This is a genomic window from Acinetobacter sp. ANC 4973, assembly GCF_002135275.1.
Taxonomy (GTDB): domain Bacteria; phylum Pseudomonadota; class Gammaproteobacteria; order Pseudomonadales; family Moraxellaceae; genus Acinetobacter; species Acinetobacter kyonggiensis.
Map to the genome: position 1 here is coordinate 133,795 of NZ_NEGM01000005.1, position 19,577 is coordinate 153,371.

The window sequence follows — 19,577 nt, forward strand, 5'->3', positions numbered from 1 at the left end:
CCCTAACCTGCTTTTCTAAGATCTTGTTCTTCAACTGTAGAATTTTGATAGAAAAGTGCCGCATGAAATAATGTCGATTGTTGCTCAAGTTCTGCAACATATTCTTGCACTAAGCGCTGAAAATAACGATAAGCAAACAACGCTGGAATTGCAATAAACATTCCTGCCGCAGTGGTAATCAAGGCTTTTGAGATACCCGGAATCATCAGCGTCGGATTACTATTGGTGCCTAAATCGATCACTAAAAATGATTCAATAATACCTAAAACTGTACCCAACAAACCTAAAAGTGGCGCTACAGCACTTAATGTACCTAAGAAATTAATATTTTTTTCCAAATAGCCAATTTCTTGAGAAGCCGTGACTTCCATTTGCGCACGAGCATATTGTTCATTTTGATTTTTACTTTGATAGCCAGCAGTAAAAATACGCCCCAAGGTACTGCCCTTTAATGCTTCATCTTGTTGTAATTGCTGCATGACCGCATCTGCATTTTGAGTCTGACTCAATAACAATGCTTTTGGTAAAATCATTGATTTTTTTAACCGAATCATGCGTTCAATTGTAATTGCAACAGTAAAAATCGAGCATAAAACAAGGGGCAGCATTAACCACCCACCTGCTTTGACTAATTCCCACATGTATTTCCCCAATAAAATAAAAAATTATTCTGCAAAACAGATATTTAAAATGCCATCCAACTCATCCAAAGAATGGTATTGAATGACCAATTTTCCTTTACCTTGCTTATTATGATCAATTTTTACATCTGCACTAAAACGCTCGGCTAAACGTTGTGTTAATTGTTGAATATCTGGTGCAACGTCTGTTTTGGCTTTTTCTTGTTTAGGTGCATTCAAATCACGCACCAATTGCTCTGTTTGACGTACAGATAAACTTTTTTCAATTACATGTTCTGCAACTTTAAGCTGATCTTTGGCTTTTAACGTTAAGATTGCACGAGCATGCCCCATATCAAGTAAGCCTTGCTGCATAAAGTCTTTGACTGAGTCCGCCAAAGACAGTAAACGCAATAAATTACTGATGGTCGTCCGTGCTTTGCCGACTGTATCGGCAATTTCTTGATGACTTAAGCCAAATTCTTCATGAAAGCGCTGTAATGCCATCGCTTGATCAATTGGATTCAAATCTTGACGTTGAATATTTTCAATCAATGCCAAAGCAATGGCAACTTGATCGGTTAAATCACGCACAATCGCAGGAATTTCGGTTAAACCCGCAAGCTGTGCCGCTCGCCAACGGCGTTCACCAGCAATAATTTCATAAGGAAATTTTTCATCATCGATGGGACGGATGACAATCGGCTGCATCACACCATGTTTTTCAATTGAAGCAGCAAGCTCTTGAAGATCGTGCTCATGAATAAAACGTCGTGGTTGATATTCACCACGGGTCAACAAATGAACATTGATTTGTTTTAACTGACCATGATCTAAAGCCTGAGCTTCCATTTGTAGTTTTTCTTTTTGGATTGAACCAAGCAAGGCATCCAAACCACGACCTTTAGCCAAACCCCGTTTTTTTATGGTCATGCTGTCATTCCTTTTTGTACTTTACTTTTTTTTACCATTTCAGCTGCTAAATTTAAGTAAGCAACTGCACCTTTTGAACTTTTTTCAAAGAAAATAATCGGTAAACCATGTGCAGGGGCTTCAGCTAAGCGTACATTACGTGGAATGACAGTGTCATACAGTTTCTTGCCAAAGTATTGTTCAAGCTCTTCAGAAACATCACGCGTCAATGCATTTCGCGCATCATACATGGTGCGCAGCACACCTATAATTTTCAAATCTGGATTAAGCGCTTGTTGAATACGATCAATGGTTTGAGTCAAATCAGCTAAACCTTCTAGTGCATAATATTCACATTGCATTGGAATAAGCACACCGTGTACCGCAGCTAAAGCATTGACCGTAATTAAGCTCAGACTAGGTGCACAGTCCACAATAATATAATCAAAAGAATGATCTATTTCTTTTAATGCTTCACGCAGAATAAACTCACGACCATCTTGTTCTGCAATCGCAAGTTCCACACCAGCCAAATCACGATTTGCACCTAAAACTTTATAACCCACTTCAGCTTTGGTAATGGCTGTTTCAATCGGAACTTCGCCCAATAAAACATCCGTAACTGAATATAAAATATCATTTTTTTGGATACCAGATCCCATCGTGGCATTTCCCTGTGAATCCATGTCCACAAGTAAAACGCGCTTCTTTAACACAGCTAACGATGCTGCCAAATTTACTGCGGTTGTGGTTTTGCCTACACCACCTTTTTGGTTCGCAATCGCAATAATTTGTGCCATGGTAACCCCAACCCTTCAAAAATAATTAAATACGTTTTAATAAAAGTAGATGACGTTGTTCATCTAAGCGTGGAACCGTTAATGCAACAATGTCACAGCTGAATTCTTGCTTAATGACTGCAACTTCCTCTTCAGGAATTAAGCCTTTCATTGAAGCAATAACACTGTGCTCATGCATATAAGGTTTCGATGCAGCAACAAAGTCGATTAGAGATGCAAAAGCACGACTGGTGATGACATCAAATTGTCCCAAGTCATTGATACTGTCTGCATTTTCAACACGTGTTTGCACTGCAATTACATTTTTTAGTTTTAAATCAGCAATAAATTGCTTCAAGAAACGAATTTTTTTGCCATTTGAATCGAGTAAAACACATTCGCGTTCTGGCTGACATAAAGCAATGATCATGCCTGGCATACCACCGCCCGTACCAATGTCAAGCAACCGACCTTTTGGTAAGTCTTTTAAAATACTCAAACTATCAAGTAAATGTTTCACCAACATTTCTTTAGGATCACGAATGGCGGTTAAATTATAAGCTTTGTTCCACAGCACAAGGGCATCTTGATACTTCAGCAATAGATTTAATGCTTCTTCACTCAAATCTAAGCCAAGCTTTTGACTACCTTGCTTTAAGTCTTGAAAAAAAGGATGCATAAAGAAGACATCTCAATAAAATTAAACTGAAGTATACCGATTTCTAAGCCGTGGAACAGTAGTTAACGCTTAGTGATTATGCACTTAAGCGTACATCCCTTGACGAATCTGTAGATCTAGGTCACTTAATCGTTCTGGTGTGCCAACATCAACCCAAGCTGCTTGCATTTTTTCTGCTGAAATTTTTCCATCCAACATGGCATTTTTTAATAAAGGTGCAAGTGGTCGTTTGCCATTTTCCAGACCATCAAACATTTTAGGGTGAATAACAGAAACCCCACTAAAGGTTAAATTTTCACCCTGTTGATTTTGATCAAAAGTATAAGCTCGCCCTTCTGCAAGGGTGAAATCACCATTCGGATGCTGTTCAGGGTTACTCACAAAGACCAAATGGGCAAGATCATTTTCAAGTTTTACCTTAAGTAAAGAAGTAAAATCAAAGGTTGTCCAGACATCACCATTCACGAGTATAAAAGGTTCTGTCCCAAGCAAGGGCAAGGCATTAATAATACCACCAGCTGTTTCCAACCCTTCATCCTCACGTGTCCAGCGAATCTGCACGCCAAACTGCGAACCATCACCCAAAGCGCCAATCAGAACATCTGCTAACCATGCAGAATTAATCACTATTTCAGTCACACCAATTTCTTTTAGTTTTTTGATATGCCATACAATCAATGGCTTACCACCGACTTCAAGTAATGGTTTTGGCTTATATAAAGTCAGTGGACGCATGCGGTTGCCTAGACCCGCAGCTAAAATCATGGCTTTCATTATGCAGCAACCTCGTAAATACCGTATTTGGCTTCAAATTTCGGCATTACTTTAGCGTGAATAAACTGCATAAACGGTTGTAATTCTGCATACGGCTTGCTTTCTTCAAGCAAATACCACATTACACGCGGTAAATCTTTGAGGTAACCCGTTTTTCCATCACGTTCAAATAAACGCACAAAAATACCTAAAATTTTAATGTGTCGTTGAATTGCCATTAAATCAGCATCACGTTTAAATTGTTCAAAATCACGGTCTTGTTTTGCAACTTCAGGCAACAAATCATAGAAAACTTTAAACCATGCATAAACTTGATCTGCATTCCACTGCACATAAGCGTCACGGGTAATGGAAATTAAATCGTAAGTATCCGCACCAATCACCGCATCTTGAAAATCAATCACCCCAAGTTCCGTTTCACCTTCAATTTTCATCAAATTACGACTATGAAAATCGCGATGAACGATCACTTGAGGTTGCGCTAATGCAGCATTGGCCAAAATTGCAAACGTTCGTTTAATTAACGCCTGCTCTTCTTTGCTTGGCTCAATGTGCAGTGATGGCAACATCCAATCCGTCAATAATTGCATTTCACTGAGCAATTTTTCATACGAATATTCAGGAAACTGTTTCACCCCATCAATTGCTTGCAATTCGATCAATTGCTTAAAACTTTGCGCATAATAGGCATCAACAGTGTCATCGTTAAGCAAAGTTGAGAGTAAAACATCACCAAAATCTTCAAGTAATAAAAAACCTTGCTGTAAATCTTTTGCAACAATATGCGGTACACGAACACCATGCGTATCGAAAAACTGGTCAATCGTCACAAAAGGTACACAATCTTCTTTTTCTGGTGGTGCATCCATAAGCATAAATGTTTTATTATTCAACTTGATTCGTGCATAACGACGGAAGCTTGCATCGCCTGGCAAAAAATTAATTTCAAATTGATCTGAATCAAGTACAGATGTAATCCATGTATGTATGATTTGTTCACGTTGTGTTTTCATTTGCGATAAATTCTAAAACAGGCTGAGTTTTTAAAGTACTAAGTGTAGCCACTTATCAACTTTTTCTCTATGATGCGAGAATAATTAATTGCGATTAAGCATACTTGGTTAATGAGACAAATGAAGCATCAGTTCAAATTTAATCCTTTAGCGACTGCTATCTTGACCCTTTTATGTGGCAGCTCGATTTCAAGCTATGCTGAGTCCACACTTCCAGCTTCGACTGTCAACAATCAAAAAATGAAGGACAGCATTCAAGAAGCTTATCCTGGACAACAGTTTTTTGAACAATACTACGTTGACAAGTCGACTCCTGAGGCTCAACAACGGCAAGGACAGCACTTAAGCTCGGCATATTGTCAAGGCGCTTGGATCACCCCGATTAGCCCTGAAACGAAAGCGCCAGGTGCTGCTGAAGCCACTTCAGTGGTTACTGCCGATTATGGTCATTACGATCCAAATGGTGACTCAGTACTTGAAGGCAATGTACTCATTGACCAAGATGGTCGTCAAATTCGTGCCGATAAAATTACCATTGATAAAACACAAACATTTGCCAATGCTGAAGGCCGTGTTCAAATGGCTCAGGCTGGTTTGCTCGCCCAAAGCGATCAAATCAATTACAACCTAAAAACACAGCAAGGCGACTTAAATAACAGCTTCTATATTTCAGAAGAACAACATGCGCATGGTCGCGCGGAAAAGATTTCCCGCACCTCTGAAAACATTGTGGTGATGAACAATGCGACATACAGCACATGCCCACCAGATGAAACACCGACTTGGAAAATCCAAGCCAACAAAATCACATTGAATCAAGAAACAGGGCGCGGAGAAACTCGCGGAACCAAGCTTTATGTTAAAGATGTTCCCGTTTTAGCTGTTCCCTATTTTAACTTCCCGATTGATGACCGCCGCACTACGGGTATCTTAAGCCCAAGCTTTGGCTTCACCAATGATGGTGGTGTAGAACTTGCTGTACCTGTTTATTTAAATTTAGCACCTAATTACGATGCGACAGTAACACCACGGTATATTGCTGATCGTGGTGCAATGCTTGAAGGTGAATTCCGTTACTTAACCGAAAATTTCGGCTCAGGTATGATTTGGGGTGGTTATTTAGCTTCTGATGAGAAGTATGACGACCAAGACCGTAAAGATTTACATTTACTGCACAACTGGCAAATCAATGAGCAGTTCTCTACCAACCTAGATTATAACTACGCATCAGATAAAGATTATTTCACTGATTTAAATAATAATCCAAACTCTAAAACTGACTTAAATTTACGTCGTGCATGGGAACTTAACTATAAAAATGGTATTCCTGGCTTAAAAGCCCAGTTAAAGGTTGAAAACTTTCAAACCTTGGACAAAACCGTTTCTGATGAAGACCGTCCTTACGCACGTTTACCACAGTTCCTATTAAATTATAAAACGGGAAATCCACTGGGTTTACAATACGAGTTTAATCACGATACCGCTTACTTCAAAAAAGAGATCAGCAACTTCACCAATGGAACGGGTACAACCTTCGAACCAAGTGGTACTCGTATCTATAATGATTTTGCTGTTCGCTATAATTACCGCAATCCTTGGTCATTTATTATTCCTGAAGTATCCCTTCGTAATGTAAATACTTTTTACGATCAAAATACCATTGATGCACTTAATCAAGACACCAACTCATCCAATGAAAGTCAATCTGTGACGGTGCCACAATTTACTTTAGATGCTGGTTTAACCTTTGAAAAAGATGGTAAGTACTTACAAACCCTTACTCCACGCGCATTTTATGCTTATGCACCGTACAGAAACCAAGAAGGTCATCCGAACTTTGACTCAGCAACCGCTTCTATTAATTATGATCAATTATTTAGTGCACGCCGTTTCTATGGACATGACCGCTTAGAAGACAATAACTTCTTAACGCTTGGTCTAAGCTACAGCCTATTCGATGAAATTGGCTTAGAGCGATTAAAAACCAGCATCGGTCAAAGTTATTATTTTGAAGATCGTCGAGTTAGTTTAGATAATGTTGCAGATGAGTTTGATACTGAACACCATACAGGCCCTGTTTTAAGTATATCTAGCCAACTTTCACAAAAACTTAGCATTGGTGCAAACTCGGCTTGGATGTCGAATGGTGACAATGCCCAACGTGATTTACAGCTCTATTACACTGGCGATAAAGGCAATCTTTATAATGTGGGTTACTTCTATCGTAAAGATATTCCAAACCGACAAGATCAATATGATCAAGTGGTGGCATCTTTCATTCAGCCAATATCAAATAACTGGCGCATTATGGGCCATGCCCAATACGATATCGAAAATAACGTAGCACGTGAATATTTACTCGGTGTCAATTATGAGTCGTGTTGTTGGGGAGTTTCAGTGTATGGACGTTCTTACTACAACGACCTAGACAATGTAAATGAAGATGGTGTGAATGCTAAACGTGCCATCATGGCTGAAATTAGCCTCAAAGGCTTAGGTGGTTTCAATAACAAGCTTTCATCATTACTAGAGAATCGTATTCTAGGTTTCAATAATATTAATCAATCTTGGACACAACGTTAATGAAGACAATCCAGTTAAAACATTTTTTTAAAGCGACTGCGCTTGCTTTAGCCTTATCTTCATCAATGACTACTTTCGCACAATCAAAAAATGAGGTTGTTGCTGTAGTAGATAACAGTGTCATTCTAAAAAGTGATTTAGAACAAAATATTGCAGAAATCAAGCATCAACTTGAAGCGCAAAAAAAACCAGTTCCACCAGAGCAGTATTTGCAACAACAAGCACTTGATCAACTGATTATTCGCCAAGCGCAACTTGAACAAGTTAAACGTTACAACATCAAACCAGATGAAAAAAGCTTAAATGAAGCTGTCATGAAAGTTGCAAACCAATCTGGAAGCCAAAGTCTAGAAGCTTTTCAACAAAAATTAGATGCCATTGCACCTTCTACTTATGAGTCTCTGCGCAATCGCATTGCAGAAGATTTAGCCATTAATCGTTTACGCCAGCAAATGGTGATGTCACGAATTAAAATTAGTGACCAAGACGTTGAAAACTTCTTAAAAACCCCACAAGGTCAAGCAGCATTAGGCAATCAAGTCCATGTATTACATGTACGTATTTCGGGTGAAAAAAATATCGAAAAGGTTGCAGAACAAGTTAAAGCTGCATTAAAAGATAGCAATGATGTTGCCGCAATTGATAAAAAATTTACAGCCAATGGCGTGAAAGTTGAAAGTGCTGATATGGGCTTTCGTAATCTGTCTGAAATCCCGAGCGAACTTGCAGCACGTGTCACCCCCCTAGAAGTGGGTCAAACAACTGATTTAATTCCTGTACGTGACGGTATACATGTTTTAAAACTGGTAGATCGCAAAGGTGCAGAGCAAAAAGCAATTGTATCTCAATATAAAACACGCCATATTTTGATTCAACCATCAGAAGTGGTCAGCCCAGACAATGCAAAACAGCAAATCAACAGTATTTACAACCGTTTAAAAGCGGGTGAAGATTTTGCAGTATTGGCATCGACCTTCTCCAATGACCCTGGTTCTGCACGTGATAGTGGTAGCTTAGGCTGGGTAAGTCCTGGCGTTATGGTTCCTGAATTTGAAGCACGTATGAAAAGTACACCAGTCGGTCAAACCAGTGAACCATTCCAAACGCAATTTGGTTGGCACGTTCTTCAAGTAACAGATACTCGTCAACAAGACATGACCCACGAATACCAAGAACGTATGGCTCGTCAAATTTTAGGTGAACGTCAATTCGATTCAGAATTAGATAGTTGGTTACGTGAAATTCGCAGCAATGCCTTTGTAGAGATAAAAGATCCAAATCTTGATCGTAAAAAAAATAAATAATCTCAACTTATTTATCATGAATAAAAAAAACCAGTTGCTATTAGCAGCTGGTTTTTTTATTCATGATAAATCTATTTTATGATTGGCTATTTCAACTGAGCTTGATAGCTAGTTTAAATCTTGTTTAAAAACCATTACATCTATTTACTAATATAAAAAATATAAATTTTTCATAAAAAAACCTCTCACGAGGAGAGGTTTTTAAGAATCAACAATTAACGATTATTTTCGTCTTCTTGAGAGTCTTCAAATTTAGTTTCACCGTCAAAACCAGTATTTGACTGACCACCAAAACCACCTTGCTGACCGCCGAAGCCGCCTTGACCACCGAAGCCACCTTGTTGACCGCCGAAGCCGCCTTGTTGACCACCGAAGCCACCTTGACCACCGAAGCCACCTTGACCGCCAAAGCCACCTTGACCGCCAAAGCCGCCAGTTTGACCACCGAAGCCACCAGCTTGACCGCCGAAGCCGCCTTGACCAGGTTGAGCACCACCGAAGCCACCAGCGCCTTGAGCACCAGCAGGAGCACCAGCAGGACGTGGATTACGTGCAGGAACAACAGTAGAAATTGCATGTTTGTAAACCATTTGGCTTACAGTATTTTTTAATAAAACTACATATTGGTCAAAAGATTCAATATGACCTTGTAATTTAATACCGTTCACAAGGAAGATAGAAACAGGGATACGTTCCTTACGGAGAGAATTCAAGAACGGATCTTGTAAAGTTTGACCTTTAGACATGTTATAACTCCAAAAAATTTAAAAATCAGCGCAAAAACTATCTCTATTTTTCAATTAAAAATTATAAAAAAGATAGTTACTAAATTTTGCTTTATCCGTAACAGTTTCGCAAGTCTTCTTGAGCCTGCTTTATCGTCAAATATGTTTTAAAATTATGCGACTCTTGCAAAGATCTTAACCAAGTATATTGACGTTTGGCAAGTTGTCGTGTTGCAAATAAAGATTTATCCTCCATTTCTTGTCGTTTTTCATTACTTTGGTCACTTTTTTGTATAAATTCTATAGCTTGACGATAACCGACGGAACGCATTGAGGGCAAATCACCATTCAAATCGTATTTTCCAATCAGTATTTCCACCTCATGTAAAAATCCGATATCCCACATAGTTTTAAGACGTTTTTCAATACGTTTATGCAATTCTACACGATCCGGCAGTAAAGCATGATTATGAAAAGTGTAGCGATATGGTACATTTTTTGGTTGTTCAGCTTGTAGTTTTGTAATCGGCTGCCCAGTGAGTTTAAAAACCTCTAAAGCACGGATAATTCGCTGTTTATCACTGATCTTAAATCGCTCACCTGCCAATGCATCTACGCTACATAATTCAGCATAAACCGCCTCCCAGCCCTGTTGCTCCGCTTGAGCTTCAATTTCAGCGCGGACAGCATAATCTGCACTCGGTAAATTACTCGACAATCCCTCTAACAACGCCTTGAAATACAGCATCGTTCCTCCGACTAAAATCGGGGTTTTTCCACGTGCATGCATGTCGTCAATCAACACACAAGCATCTTCTACAAACTGTGCTGCTGAATAAACTTCCAACGGGCTAATAATATCGATCAAATGATGTGGATAGCGCGCCTGTTCTTCTTTCGTCGGCTTTGCTGTACCAATGTCCATATCTTGATAAACAAGCGCTGAATCAACGGATATAAGCTCAAAATGACCTTGCTCATACAGTTCACATGCCAAAGCGGTTTTACCACTTGCAGTTGGCCCCATTAAATTGATGACCGGCAATTGATTTGACATGTACAACTACTCTCCTCGAGCAAAAAGTTTATCTAACTGTGAAAGTGGAAATGCACGCCAAGTTGGACGACCATGATTACATTGGCTGGCAAATTCAGTTTGTTCCATTTGACGTAGCAAAGCATTCATTTCTGAAAGGCTGAGTATTCGATGGGCACGGACTGCGCCATGACATGCCATACCCGCTAAAATTTGATCACGTTTTTGTAATAAGCCTTGAGCTTCATCATTCGGATCTAAATCATTAAGTAATTCAGGCACTAAAGATTCAAAATTGGCTTTATGTAAAATAGCGGGTACACCGCGCACAATCACCTGTTCATCGCCATATTGATCAATTTCAAGACCTAAGCGCGCAAGCTGATCTTTTAAATCATCAACCCGCATGGCTTGCATACGGCTAATGCTAATCACTTTAGGAATGAGCAATTGCTGTGATGTCCAAAATTCAGGTTTATCCCATGCAGCTTTCATCTGTTGCAATACAATGCGCTCATGTGCAGCATGCATATCCACAATAATTAAGCCTTCAATATTCTGCGCAAGAATATAAATGCCATGCAATTGTGCAATTGCAATCCCCAAAGGATGCTCATCCACCTTTACGACTGGACTTTGCTCAAACTGGTTCAGTTCTATATCTGCTGAATTTGCTGTTATGCCATCTCGCAAGGGGGATAAATAGCTTTTCAGAGCATTATTGACCTGCTGTGAGCCTACATAACTGCTTTGTGAAGATGCTGCTGAATATTGCACCGTTTGTGGACTACTGGCATGAAAATCCGTTAATAACTCAGTCGATGACTCAACTGACATCACAGGCTGTTGAGCCTCCGCAGTTCGATGCAATTGAAACTGTTCCTGATAACGCGGATGTTGCGCCTGAGCATGAACAACATTATCTTGTACTTTCATAGCTTGCGCTAAATCAATACTTGCCGTTTGAAATTGAGCCAGTGTCTCTTTGGCATAATGACGGACAAATTCATGTACTTCACGTTGATTTAAAAAGCGGATTTCATGTTTTGTCGGGTGTACATTAACATCAATATTTTCAGGATCGACTTCTAAAAAAAGTAAATATGCAGCATGTTGATGTCCATGCAAAATACCATCGTAAGCCATGCGTAGCGCATGGGAAATGGTTTTATCTTTCACAATCCGCCCATTGACATAGACATACTGTAAATCCGCTTGCCCACGTGCATCGGATGGATGACCTAACCATCCAGATAAACGCATACTGATGCTATCGGCATCAATCCAATAGGCATTTTCGGTAAATGCTCGACCTAATAGTTGCTGAACACGTTGGAAACGTAATTCACCACTATCTGCAATGGGTAAATTCAAACGAATATTATTGTTATGTTCGAGCACAAAGCGCATATTAAAATGTGTCAGTGCTAAACGACGCACGATTTCTTCAATATGTCCAAACTCAGTGCCCTGCTTTTTTAAAAATTTACGCCGAGCAGGGACATTAAAAAAAAGGTCTTGCACACGAATGTGCGTTCCCTGCCTAGTCGCTACAGCTTGAATGTCTTGATGATCAAAAGCCGTACCATTCACTTCAACTTGATAACCAATACCGTCATTATTTTGACTGCTGGTTAAAGTTAAACGTGAAACAGCAGCAATGGAAGCCAATGCCTCACCACGAAAACCCAAGCTCATAATGGCTTGTAAATCATCCGCAGTTTGAATTTTACTGGTGGCATGCCGCATAACCGCTAAGGCTAAATCCTCAGGATGTACACCCCGACCATTGTCAATAATTTCAATTAAGGTACTACCACCTTGCTCAACACGAATAATTAGTTCTGTCGCACCCGCATCAATCGAGTTTTCTAATAACTCTTTCACCACTGATGCAGGACGCTCAATCACCTCACCTGCGGCAATTTGATTGGCCAATGCAGGGTTAAGGGTATGAATACGACGTTCGCTTAAATCATCACGCATTGTTCAATTGACTCTCTAATGCTTGTTTGAGGACTGCTGATGAAAAACTTAAATGGGCTGTACGCGTCAACTCATCTTCAGATTTTTCAATATTAATAATTAAATCAGGTTGTGGAATTTCATCACCACCTTTGGATGGCCACTCAAATAAAAATAGGGCATCAGGTGTTTCTAAATAATCACGAATTCCCATCAGTTCAAGTTCATAAGGATCATTTAAGCGATATAAATCAAAATGAAAAATATCTTTCGCTTGAATTGTATAAGGTTCAACCAAGGTATAAGTCGGGCTTTTAACCGCACCTTTATGCCCTAAACTTTGCAAAAAATAACGGGTCAGCGTGGTCTTCCCTGCACCCAAATCACCAATTAAATAAACTACACCCGTGGTAAAATGCTGCGCCAAAACCTGTGCCAAATTTTGGGTATCGTCTTCATTGTTTAGGTTAAAATTAAATGAATACTGCATATTACTCACGACAAAACTCAAAAGAACAATTATGATAGCATCGCACTACTTTATTGCCCATGCTCGCACTTCTAAATGTGTAACTTTTCCTACATTCATTGTAGTTTTTATTGATTGATACGCACGATACACCACATGACTCAGACTGAATTTACCCCCCCCATGCTTGATGGCGTAAGTGCAAGCAAAGTATTTTTGCCGAAAATTTTACCTACACCTCAAAGTCTCTATCAATATCTCTGCCAGCAATTTCCACACATTGCAGCAACCGAATGGCAACAACGCTTTAACGATGATTTAATTTATGATGCTATAGGTAATATCTTAGGCTGCGATTCGCCCTATATTGAAAATAATCATGTGTTTTACTATCGTTTTTTAGCACATGAAATACATGTTCCCTTTGAGCATGAAATTTTATTTGAAAATGAACATTTATTAGTGATCGATAAACCACATTTTTTAACCATTAGCCCAACAGGTCAATACGTCCAAGAAACACTTTTGGTTCGTTTAAAAAAACAAACGGGTAATGAATTTTTAACGCCCATTCACCGTCTAGATCGTGAAACGGCGGGCGTGGTTTTATTCTCTAAACAAGCAGCCACACGAGCAATTTATCAACAAATGTTTGCGCTACGTGAAGTTCAAAAAACCTATCATGCCATTGCACCTTTTCATGCAGATCTAACATTTCCGTGTTGTACTCGCTTAAGAATGCAAAAAGGTGAACCGTTCTATACCATGCAAGTGGTTGCTGGAACTGTAAACAGTGAAACGGAAATTGATTTACTCGAACACAATACCGCTTGGGGTAAATATCAACTGCAACCCATTACAGGAAAGCAGCATCAATTACGCGTTCATTTAAACAGTTTAGGTATTGCAATAAAAAATGATCCGTTCTATCCAGTGGTGCAACACAAAAGGGAAGATGACTTTTCAGCCCCGCTTCAGCTGCTTGCAAAGCATATTCGTTTCAATGATCCGATTACTTTACAAGAAATGGCATTTTCATCACATTTCGAATTGACATTGTAATATGCTTGTCATTACAAATTATTTTGGTAAATATCGTGTATGAATATTGAAATTACATTAGATTTGATTAAAATAAATGCTGAAAAGTTAAGTAATTAGATGTAATCAAAAAATTATGAGAAAAACAGAAGTTTATCAGATAAGACTTGACTCCCAAGAAAAAAAGCATGCTTTTGCTGTATTTAAGCAACTGGGGATTACGCCTGCACAAGCCGTGCGACTTTTTTTTAAACAAGTCGTCTTAACCAAATCCATCCCATTTTCAATTGAAAATCAGAGCATAAATCTAGATCAGCTCAATAAAGTTCGCAAATTAAAGCAACAGCAAAATACTTTAAATAATGATATAGAACAATCTATTATGACCGATCAAGAATTTATTTTAGATGATGATCATTTCGATTTATTTGAGGAATTGAATGCAATTTTGGGTGAAAGTGACAAAACTTAACAGTGTTGCATTTACAAACAAAATTTAAAAAAATCTCATAAAAACTTAGGTATGCTTCATGCAAAGAAGATAAAAAAGCATGGAGTGTCAGATGATCGTAAGACGTGCAACTTTGGAGGATTTACATCCACTTGCTGTTTTATTCGATGAATATCGACAATTTTACGGCGCATCTTCAAATTCAAACCTGTCCTATCAGTTTTTAAAACAGCGCTTTCAAAATGAAGAAAGTGTTATTTTTATTCATGTAAAAGATGATGTTTTGACTGGTTTTATTTTACTGTATATGGGCTTTTCTTCTGTGGCTTGCTCGACCTATTATATTTTGGATGATGTTTATGTCACCCCAACGTATCGTCGTCAGGGTTCAGCAAAACAATTGATTGATACTGCAATTTTATTTGCAAGACATGCAAATGCACAGCACATTAGCCTACAAACAGCAAAAAATAATTATCAATCACATCAACTTTATGAACAAATGGGCTTTATCAAAGATGATGAGTTTCAAACCTATCATTGTTTCCTTTAAATAGACATACGTGTTTTGGCAAGCTCTACTTGTTCTGACCTAAGATAAATCCACTTCCCTTGCTCTAAATCTGGAAGCTCCAAAGCGCCAATTTGCTGACGATGCAATTGTTCAACTTTATTTCCCACCGCCGCTAACATCCGCTTCACTTGATGATAAACCCCCTGATGGATGGTCATCTGTAATTCGTGTTCTGCAATTTTCATCACATCTGTTGCGGCAAAACTCCCCGATTCATTGCGTAATTCGACACCCTGTCTCAATTGCTGCATTTGTTGTTCGGTCACAGGATCGGCCGTTTGCATTCGATATACTTTCGCGACGTGTTTTTTTGGGTGTGTTAAAGCCTGTAGAAATTGACCATCATCGGTCAACAATAAAAGTCCGCTCGTGTCCTGATCCAAACGACCAACACATTGCAAACCACGGTTCATTAACACATCATCGAATAAATCAAACACACTAAAATGATGCGTTGCTTGATGTGAACATTCATAATCTTGTGGCTTGTTTAAGGCAATATAAACATTTTCACGATAATCAAAACGTTCACCATAAACCGAAAAGGTTAAATCATTCAAATCAAGTTTATGTTTTGCATTGGTCATGACCTCACCTTGGATAGCAATCGCTCCATTTTTTATGAGCTGCTGGCAATGTTTGCGTGAACCAAAACCTTGCGACTGCAACATCTTTTCCAAGAACATAAACAACCCTTTTAACTCGCATGAAAAGCGCATTCTATACTGAAATGAAGACTAATTTTATTGTTCGTGCGCTTTAAAGCAAATCTAGGTTTAAAACCCTATACAATAGACATGATCTTTCCTAATCTCCTGCAAAAGTAATGTCTAATTTAGATTTAAATCTCATCGTACTCTTGGTTTTATTGGCTTGTGGCATCTTCAGCCATAATAATGCTGTCACTATTGCAGCTGGAGTACTGATTGTTTTCCGAATTACACCACTGAGTGAGTTTTTTCCTTATTTACAACAACATGGTTTAAATATTGGCATTATTATTCTGACCATTGGCGTACTCACCCCTATCGCTAGTGGAAAAATTCCAGGTGACGCTATTTTAAAATCATTTATGAGCTGGAAGTCTTTACTTGCAATCGCAATTGGTCTTTTAGTGGCGTGGCTGGGTGGCCGTGGGGTTAAACTCATGACCAATCAACCTGATGTGGTTGCAGGCTTGCTTATTGGTACGGTTGCTGGTGTTGCTGTCTTGCGCGGTGTCCCTGTGGGGCCTTTAATTGCCGCAGGTATACTGACACTCTTTATTGGATCTTCATAAAAAAGCGAGCTGCTCTGTCGGCTCGTTAAAATTTAATCAGAATTAAATATAATCAGCTCACTGTATCTTAAAGTTAAAATCACAGTACCCCCGAAAAAAATATCCGCTCTCTTTATCATTTTTATATCAAATAATTCATTTTATTTGTTTGGGCTTAAAATATAAAAAACAGATGAATTAATCATTCAACTCATCTGTGTATTAACTTTCTCAATATTCTAAATAAAGATGGATCCGATTATGCAGAATAGTATTGATTACGCTTTTGAGAGAACTTGGTCAGTTGCTTTAAAAAACCTTCAAAGTAACTTTTTTCTTTCTCTTCTATTCGATAACCTGCATATAAGGTACGACGTAATCCTGTAGATGAAACGCAATCTAAACGACGGGAAGTTACCCAGCCTTTTTGCTCATACTCATTCACTACCCAATCTGGTAATGCTGCAATTCCACGACCACTTGCGACCAGTTGAATCAACATTTGGGTTAAATCGGTTGTCCGAATATGCTTTGGCAAAATATTGGCAGGAATAAATAATTTAGCCATAATATCTAAACGGTGCTTATCCACAGGATAAGTAATTAAAGTTTCTTCTGCCAACTCTTGTACCGTAACACGTTCTGCTCTAACCAAAGGATGCGTATTGGATAAAACCAAACGGGATTCATATTCAAAAATCGGAAAATACTCAATACCTTTTAAAGCAATAGGATCAGCGGTAATCAACATATCAAATTCTGCATTTTGCAGCAGTTCATGTGGATTTGATTCAAAACCTGAAGCAAAGTCTAGATCCACATCAGGATACATATGACGATATTGATTCAATAAAGGCATGAGCCAATCAAAACAACTATGGCATTCAGATGAAAAAATAATTCGCCCCGTCTGACCATGCACAATCCGAGTAATATCTGTCTGAGTAATTTGAATTTGCGGCAAGACATCATCAGCAAGCTTAAGTATACGTTGCCCTACATTGGAAAATGTGACAGGTCGACTACGACGATTGACCACTTCCACCCCATACCAATGATCTAATTCTTTCAATTGATGTGAAATAGCCGAAGGTGTTAAACACAAATCATTGGCAGCAGCGACCAATGAACCGTGCTCACGTAAAGCAGTTAAAGTTTTCAAATGGCGAATTTCTAGCATGAACAAAGAACCAATAAATTTATACTAATGAATATATCTCATCTTAGCATAAGATTAATTAGTTTATTTCATGTTTAATTTTATTCAATGATATTTTCAAAGAAAAACAGCTCCTTTAGAAAAACATCATAACGATTACTTCTCATATTCTTGGCTACCCACGTGTGGGTGCAAAATGCGAACTTAAATTTGCGGAAGAATCATATTGAAAGGTGAAACAACCCAAGCTGAATTTTTAGCAAAGGCTCAAGCAGTAGAAGCAACAAATTGGCAATTGCAAGTTAATGCTGAGCTTTCATACATTACTGTAGGTGACTTTTTTATGACAATATTTTAACGTCTGTTGTACGTTTAGGTTTCATTCCTACACGTTTCAATGAAGCATCTAAACGTAACAGTGGCGCAAATTGATAGTGCTTTACAAACCATTCCTGCTGAACATCTTTGGGTCAACACAGGGACTCTCCATCTCTCATGCTTAAGTTTCAAATGAATTTAAAACTTTGGTCTTAGCAGTATCAAAATACTCAATTACTTCGAGTTAAACTTTATTACAACCCACAACTTCAAATGATCCAAAAATAAAATATATAAATATTTTCAATATCTTAAAAAAATAAAACATCGACAAATAAATCCAATACCAATATTTTTACTATGGTTTGATCTAAGATAAATATTGTATTTCCACAAGCATTTAAACTTAAGCTGCAATGATTAACAAATGTAGATGTGAGAGAAAATAGTGCCCATAAAACTCATTTGTGTATCCCACACCCCATTACTTGATTTTGCATCTCCCCCTGCAGAAATTGAGGCTTCAGCACGAGCCACTTTTCAAAAGTTAGCCAATCAAGTCAAAGCATATAATCCAACTTTAATTATTTCTTTTGGCCCAGATCATTTTAATGGCTTCTTTTATGACCTTATGCCTGCATTTTGCGTAGGTGTTCGAGCACAGGCCGCTGGGGACTGGAACTATGGACCAGCGCCATTAAATGTGCCAGAAGGTCAAGCGCTTAGCTTAATTGAACACTGTCTATATCATGGAATTGATCTTTCTTATTCATACCGTATGCAAGCCGATCATGGTTTTACTCAGCCACTAGACTTACTTTGTGAAGGTCAACTGGATCGTTATCCCGTGATTCCTGTGTTTATTAATGCGGCTGCTGCGCCTATGCCACGAATCAAACGAGTCATTGAACTGGGCAAAGTAATAGGTGAATACCTTAAGACCTTGGATGAACGAATTTTAATTATTGGATCGGGTGGCTTATCCCATGATCCTCCAACACCACAAATTCAAACGGCACCCACTGAAGTGCAGGAATTTCTTATCGCTGGGCGTAATCCCACTCCAGAGGCACGTGAGCATCGCCAATCCAAAGTCATTGCAGTTGGTCAACGTTTGGCAGAAGGTGATTTATCAGCAGCCTTACCGCTCAATCCTGAGTGGGATAAAGATTTGCTACAGCGCTTTAAAAATGCAGATTTTGATTATTTAGCCCAAATGACCAATGATGAAATTCGTCGTGATGGTGGGCGTGGTGGTCAAGAAATCAGAGCATGGATTGCAGCTTTTGCAGCACTTTCAGCCTACGGTGAATATAATTCTGAAATCCATTATTATGAACCGATTCAAGAATGGATCGCTGGCATGGGCATGATGACAGCAGAACCTAAATGATCAAGAAGAGGGAGCAAATACTTCCTCTTTTTTAGCTTTTCGACTTTATCTATTTATCATTAAATAAAGCTTTCTCCTGCTTTGCTTTGGACTCACTATTTCCATCTAAAGTTAATAACTGGGCTGTTAATAAACGATCATTTTCATCAAAAATCATTTCATAAGACGTTTTTTGACCGTTCATTACAGTTTCCGTTGGTGTTCCTATAAGTTCCCACAATCCCATAGTCGCAACATCGGCTGCGCCATGAAAAAATGCTCTACCTACTTTAGCTGCTTTAGAATAACCTTGAGTAAATGTATAAATTTCATAGCGTTGACCATTCTTGTATTCAGATGTAATCGGTGCCCCTAACTCAGCAACCACCAAACTTCTTGATATACCAACAGATAACATGTCTATATTCTTCTTTGTGGGTTGCTTACTTGCCATCACAACCGCGCAACTTGTATTTAAAATTGCGGCAAAAGTGATCCCTAAAATTACAAATATTTTATTCATTATGACTTACTCTTATTATTTA

Annotated in this window: 21 protein-coding genes; 8 read left to right on the plus strand and 13 right to left on the minus strand. The window is 38.6% G+C overall.

The window, feature by feature from the left end; genetic code table 11:
* Window positions 1-2: 2 nt before the first annotated feature.
* The 6 genes from B9T30_RS07970 to B9T30_RS07995 form a co-directional block, all read right to left on the minus strand.
* On the minus strand, window positions 3-641 hold the full coding sequence (locus tag B9T30_RS07970) for a MotA/TolQ/ExbB proton channel family protein (RefSeq protein ID WP_086184505.1): 639 nt from the start codon (window positions 639-641) through the stop codon (window positions 3-5).
* A gap of 24 nt (window positions 642-665) precedes the next feature.
* Complete coding sequence (locus tag B9T30_RS07975) at window positions 666-1,553, minus strand: ParB/RepB/Spo0J family partition protein (RefSeq protein ID WP_086165797.1); 888 nt, start codon at window positions 1,551-1,553, stop codon at window positions 666-668.
* Window positions 1,550-2,332 (minus strand): ParA family protein, encoded by a 783-nt coding sequence (locus B9T30_RS07980; RefSeq protein WP_086184506.1) that lies wholly within the window; start codon window positions 2,330-2,332, stop codon window positions 1,550-1,552. Before B9T30_RS07980 ends, B9T30_RS07975 begins: the two co-directional genes overlap by 4 nt.
* A 25-nt stretch (window positions 2,333-2,357) precedes the next feature.
* A complete protein-coding gene (rsmG, locus tag B9T30_RS07985) occupies window positions 2,358-2,990 on the minus strand; it encodes a 16S rRNA (guanine(527)-N(7))-methyltransferase RsmG (protein WP_086184507.1) in 633 nt (210 codons plus the stop codon).
* Between the two features lie 84 nt (window positions 2,991-3,074).
* Entirely contained in the window at window positions 3,075-3,764 is a 690-nt protein-coding gene (gene murU / locus B9T30_RS07990) for an N-acetylmuramate alpha-1-phosphate uridylyltransferase MurU (protein ID WP_086184508.1), read from the minus strand.
* Entirely contained in the window at window positions 3,764-4,777 is a 1,014-nt protein-coding gene (locus tag B9T30_RS07995) for an aminoglycoside phosphotransferase family protein (RefSeq protein WP_086184509.1), read from the minus strand. The genes murU and B9T30_RS07995 overlap by 1 nt, the downstream gene beginning before the upstream one ends.
* A 120-nt stretch (window positions 4,778-4,897) precedes the next feature.
* On the opposite strand from B9T30_RS07995, the gene B9T30_RS08000 reads away from it, so the two are divergent.
* Window positions 4,898-7,360 (plus strand): LPS-assembly protein LptD, encoded by a 2,463-nt coding sequence (locus B9T30_RS08000; protein ID WP_086184510.1) that lies wholly within the window; start codon window positions 4,898-4,900, stop codon window positions 7,358-7,360.
* Window positions 7,360-8,664, plus strand: a complete 1,305-nt coding sequence (locus tag B9T30_RS08005; RefSeq protein ID WP_086184511.1) for a peptidylprolyl isomerase — start codon at window positions 7,360-7,362, stop codon at window positions 8,662-8,664. The genes B9T30_RS08000 and B9T30_RS08005 overlap by 1 nt, the downstream gene beginning before the upstream one ends.
* Window positions 8,665-8,879: 215 nt before the next feature.
* Here B9T30_RS08005 and hfq read toward each other — a convergent pair whose 3' ends face one another.
* The 4 genes from hfq to tsaE form a co-directional block, all read right to left on the minus strand.
* The gene (gene hfq, locus B9T30_RS08010) at window positions 8,880-9,410 is read right to left on the minus strand and encodes an RNA chaperone Hfq (RefSeq protein ID WP_086165791.1); all 531 of its coding nucleotides are present in this window, start codon (window positions 9,408-9,410) and stop codon (window positions 8,880-8,882) included.
* A gap of 91 nt (window positions 9,411-9,501) precedes the next feature.
* Entirely contained in the window at window positions 9,502-10,446 is a 945-nt protein-coding gene (gene miaA / locus B9T30_RS08015) for a tRNA (adenosine(37)-N6)-dimethylallyltransferase MiaA (RefSeq protein ID WP_086184512.1), read from the minus strand.
* A 6-nt stretch (window positions 10,447-10,452) separates the two neighbouring features.
* Window positions 10,453-12,411, minus strand: coding sequence for a DNA mismatch repair endonuclease MutL (gene mutL / locus B9T30_RS08020; protein ID WP_086184513.1), 1,959 nt, complete (start codon window positions 12,409-12,411; stop codon window positions 10,453-10,455).
* Window positions 12,404-12,880 carry a tRNA (adenosine(37)-N6)-threonylcarbamoyltransferase complex ATPase subunit type 1 TsaE gene (gene tsaE, locus B9T30_RS08025; protein WP_086184514.1) on the minus strand — a complete coding sequence of 159 codons (477 nt, stop codon included), beginning with the start codon at window positions 12,878-12,880 and terminating at the stop codon, window positions 12,404-12,406. Before tsaE ends, mutL begins: the two co-directional genes overlap by 8 nt.
* A gap of 135 nt (window positions 12,881-13,015) precedes the next feature.
* Between tsaE and B9T30_RS08030 the strand changes: the two genes are divergently transcribed.
* The 3 genes from B9T30_RS08030 to B9T30_RS08040 all read left to right on the plus strand — a co-directional run bounded on the left by B9T30_RS08030 (window position 13,016) and on the right by B9T30_RS08040 (window position 14,904).
* On the plus strand, window positions 13,016-13,921 hold the full coding sequence (locus B9T30_RS08030) for a pseudouridine synthase (protein ID WP_086184515.1): 906 nt from the start codon (window positions 13,016-13,018) through the stop codon (window positions 13,919-13,921).
* A 115-nt stretch (window positions 13,922-14,036) separates the two neighbouring features.
* Entirely contained in the window at window positions 14,037-14,372 is a 336-nt protein-coding gene (locus B9T30_RS08035) for a type II toxin-antitoxin system RelB/DinJ family antitoxin (protein WP_086184516.1), read from the plus strand.
* Between the two features lie 91 nt (window positions 14,373-14,463).
* Window positions 14,464-14,904, plus strand: a complete 441-nt coding sequence (locus B9T30_RS08040) for a GNAT family N-acetyltransferase (RefSeq protein ID WP_086184517.1) — start codon at window positions 14,464-14,466, stop codon at window positions 14,902-14,904.
* Here the strand turns inward: B9T30_RS08040 and B9T30_RS08045 are convergent.
* Window positions 14,901-15,611 carry a pseudouridine synthase gene (locus tag B9T30_RS08045; protein ID WP_086184518.1) on the minus strand — a complete coding sequence of 237 codons (711 nt, stop codon included), beginning with the start codon at window positions 15,609-15,611 and terminating at the stop codon, window positions 14,901-14,903. The two genes, B9T30_RS08040 and B9T30_RS08045, sit on opposite strands and share 4 nt — an antisense overlap.
* Window positions 15,612-15,751: 140 nt before the next feature.
* On the opposite strand from B9T30_RS08045, the gene B9T30_RS08050 reads away from it, so the two are divergent.
* Complete coding sequence (locus B9T30_RS08050; RefSeq protein WP_086184519.1) at window positions 15,752-16,204, plus strand: DUF441 domain-containing protein; 453 nt, start codon at window positions 15,752-15,754, stop codon at window positions 16,202-16,204.
* Window positions 16,205-16,442: 238 nt separating this feature from the next.
* Here B9T30_RS08050 and B9T30_RS08055 read toward each other — a convergent pair whose 3' ends face one another.
* Window positions 16,443-17,363, minus strand: a complete 921-nt coding sequence (locus B9T30_RS08055) for a LysR family transcriptional regulator (protein ID WP_086184520.1) — start codon at window positions 17,361-17,363, stop codon at window positions 16,443-16,445.
* Between the two features lie 205 nt (window positions 17,364-17,568).
* Between B9T30_RS08055 and B9T30_RS16795 the strand changes: the two genes are divergently transcribed.
* Both B9T30_RS16795 and B9T30_RS08065 read left to right on the plus strand, forming a co-directional pair.
* Entirely contained in the window at window positions 17,569-17,700 is a 132-nt protein-coding gene (locus tag B9T30_RS16795; protein WP_264754377.1) for a hypothetical protein, read from the plus strand.
* A gap of 408 nt (window positions 17,701-18,108) precedes the next feature.
* Window positions 18,109-19,053: a 3-carboxyethylcatechol 2,3-dioxygenase gene (locus tag B9T30_RS08065; RefSeq protein ID WP_086184521.1), complete on the plus strand. Its 945-nt coding sequence runs from the start codon at window positions 18,109-18,111 to the stop codon at window positions 19,051-19,053.
* A gap of 49 nt (window positions 19,054-19,102) precedes the next feature.
* Here the strand turns inward: B9T30_RS08065 and B9T30_RS08070 are convergent, their stop codons facing one another.
* Entirely contained in the window at window positions 19,103-19,555 is a 453-nt protein-coding gene (locus B9T30_RS08070; protein ID WP_086184522.1) for a hypothetical protein, read from the minus strand.
* Between the last annotated feature and the right edge of the window lie 22 nt (window positions 19,556-19,577).

Coding starts and splice junctions, on each gene's coding strand:
- B9T30_RS08070 (WP_086184522.1), bottom strand. CDS start 19,555: ATGAATAAAATATTTGTAATTTTAGGGATCACTTTTGCCGCAATTTTA.
- B9T30_RS07975 (WP_086165797.1), bottom strand. CDS start 1,553: ATGACCATAAAAAAACGGGGTTTGGCTAAAGGTCGTGGTTTGGATGCC.
- B9T30_RS08050 (WP_086184519.1), top strand. CDS start 15,752: ATGTCTAATTTAGATTTAAATCTCATCGTACTCTTGGTTTTATTGGCT.
- miaA (WP_086184512.1), bottom strand. CDS start 10,446: ATGTCAAATCAATTGCCGGTCATCAATTTAATGGGGCCAACTGCAAGT.
- tsaE (WP_086184514.1), bottom strand. CDS start 12,880: ATGCAGTATTCATTTAATTTTAACCTAAACAATGAAGACGATACCCAA.
- B9T30_RS08045 (WP_086184518.1), bottom strand. CDS start 15,611: ATGTTCTTGGAAAAGATGTTGCAGTCGCAAGGTTTTGGTTCACGCAAA.
- hfq (WP_086165791.1), bottom strand. CDS start 9,410: ATGTCTAAAGGTCAAACTTTACAAGATCCGTTCTTGAATTCTCTCCGT.
- B9T30_RS08055 (WP_086184520.1), bottom strand. CDS start 17,363: ATGCTAGAAATTCGCCATTTGAAAACTTTAACTGCTTTACGTGAGCAC.
- B9T30_RS07980 (WP_086184506.1), bottom strand. CDS start 2,332: ATGGCACAAATTATTGCGATTGCGAACCAAAAAGGTGGTGTAGGCAAA.
- B9T30_RS07970 (WP_086184505.1), bottom strand. CDS start 641: ATGTGGGAATTAGTCAAAGCAGGTGGGTGGTTAATGCTGCCCCTTGTT.
- B9T30_RS08000 (WP_086184510.1), top strand. CDS start 4,898: ATGAAGCATCAGTTCAAATTTAATCCTTTAGCGACTGCTATCTTGACC.
- rsmG (WP_086184507.1), bottom strand. CDS start 2,990: ATGCATCCTTTTTTTCAAGACTTAAAGCAAGGTAGTCAAAAGCTTGGC.
- B9T30_RS07995 (WP_086184509.1), bottom strand. CDS start 4,777: ATGAAAACACAACGTGAACAAATCATACATACATGGATTACATCTGTA.
- B9T30_RS08040 (WP_086184517.1), top strand. CDS start 14,464: ATGATCGTAAGACGTGCAACTTTGGAGGATTTACATCCACTTGCTGTT.
- B9T30_RS08035 (WP_086184516.1), top strand. CDS start 14,037: ATGAGAAAAACAGAAGTTTATCAGATAAGACTTGACTCCCAAGAAAAA.
- mutL (WP_086184513.1), bottom strand. CDS start 12,411: ATGCGTGATGATTTAAGCGAACGTCGTATTCATACCCTTAACCCTGCA.
- B9T30_RS08005 (WP_086184511.1), top strand. CDS start 7,360: ATGAAGACAATCCAGTTAAAACATTTTTTTAAAGCGACTGCGCTTGCT.
- B9T30_RS08030 (WP_086184515.1), top strand. CDS start 13,016: ATGACTCAGACTGAATTTACCCCCCCCATGCTTGATGGCGTAAGTGCA.
- murU (WP_086184508.1), bottom strand. CDS start 3,764: ATGAAAGCCATGATTTTAGCTGCGGGTCTAGGCAACCGCATGCGTCCA.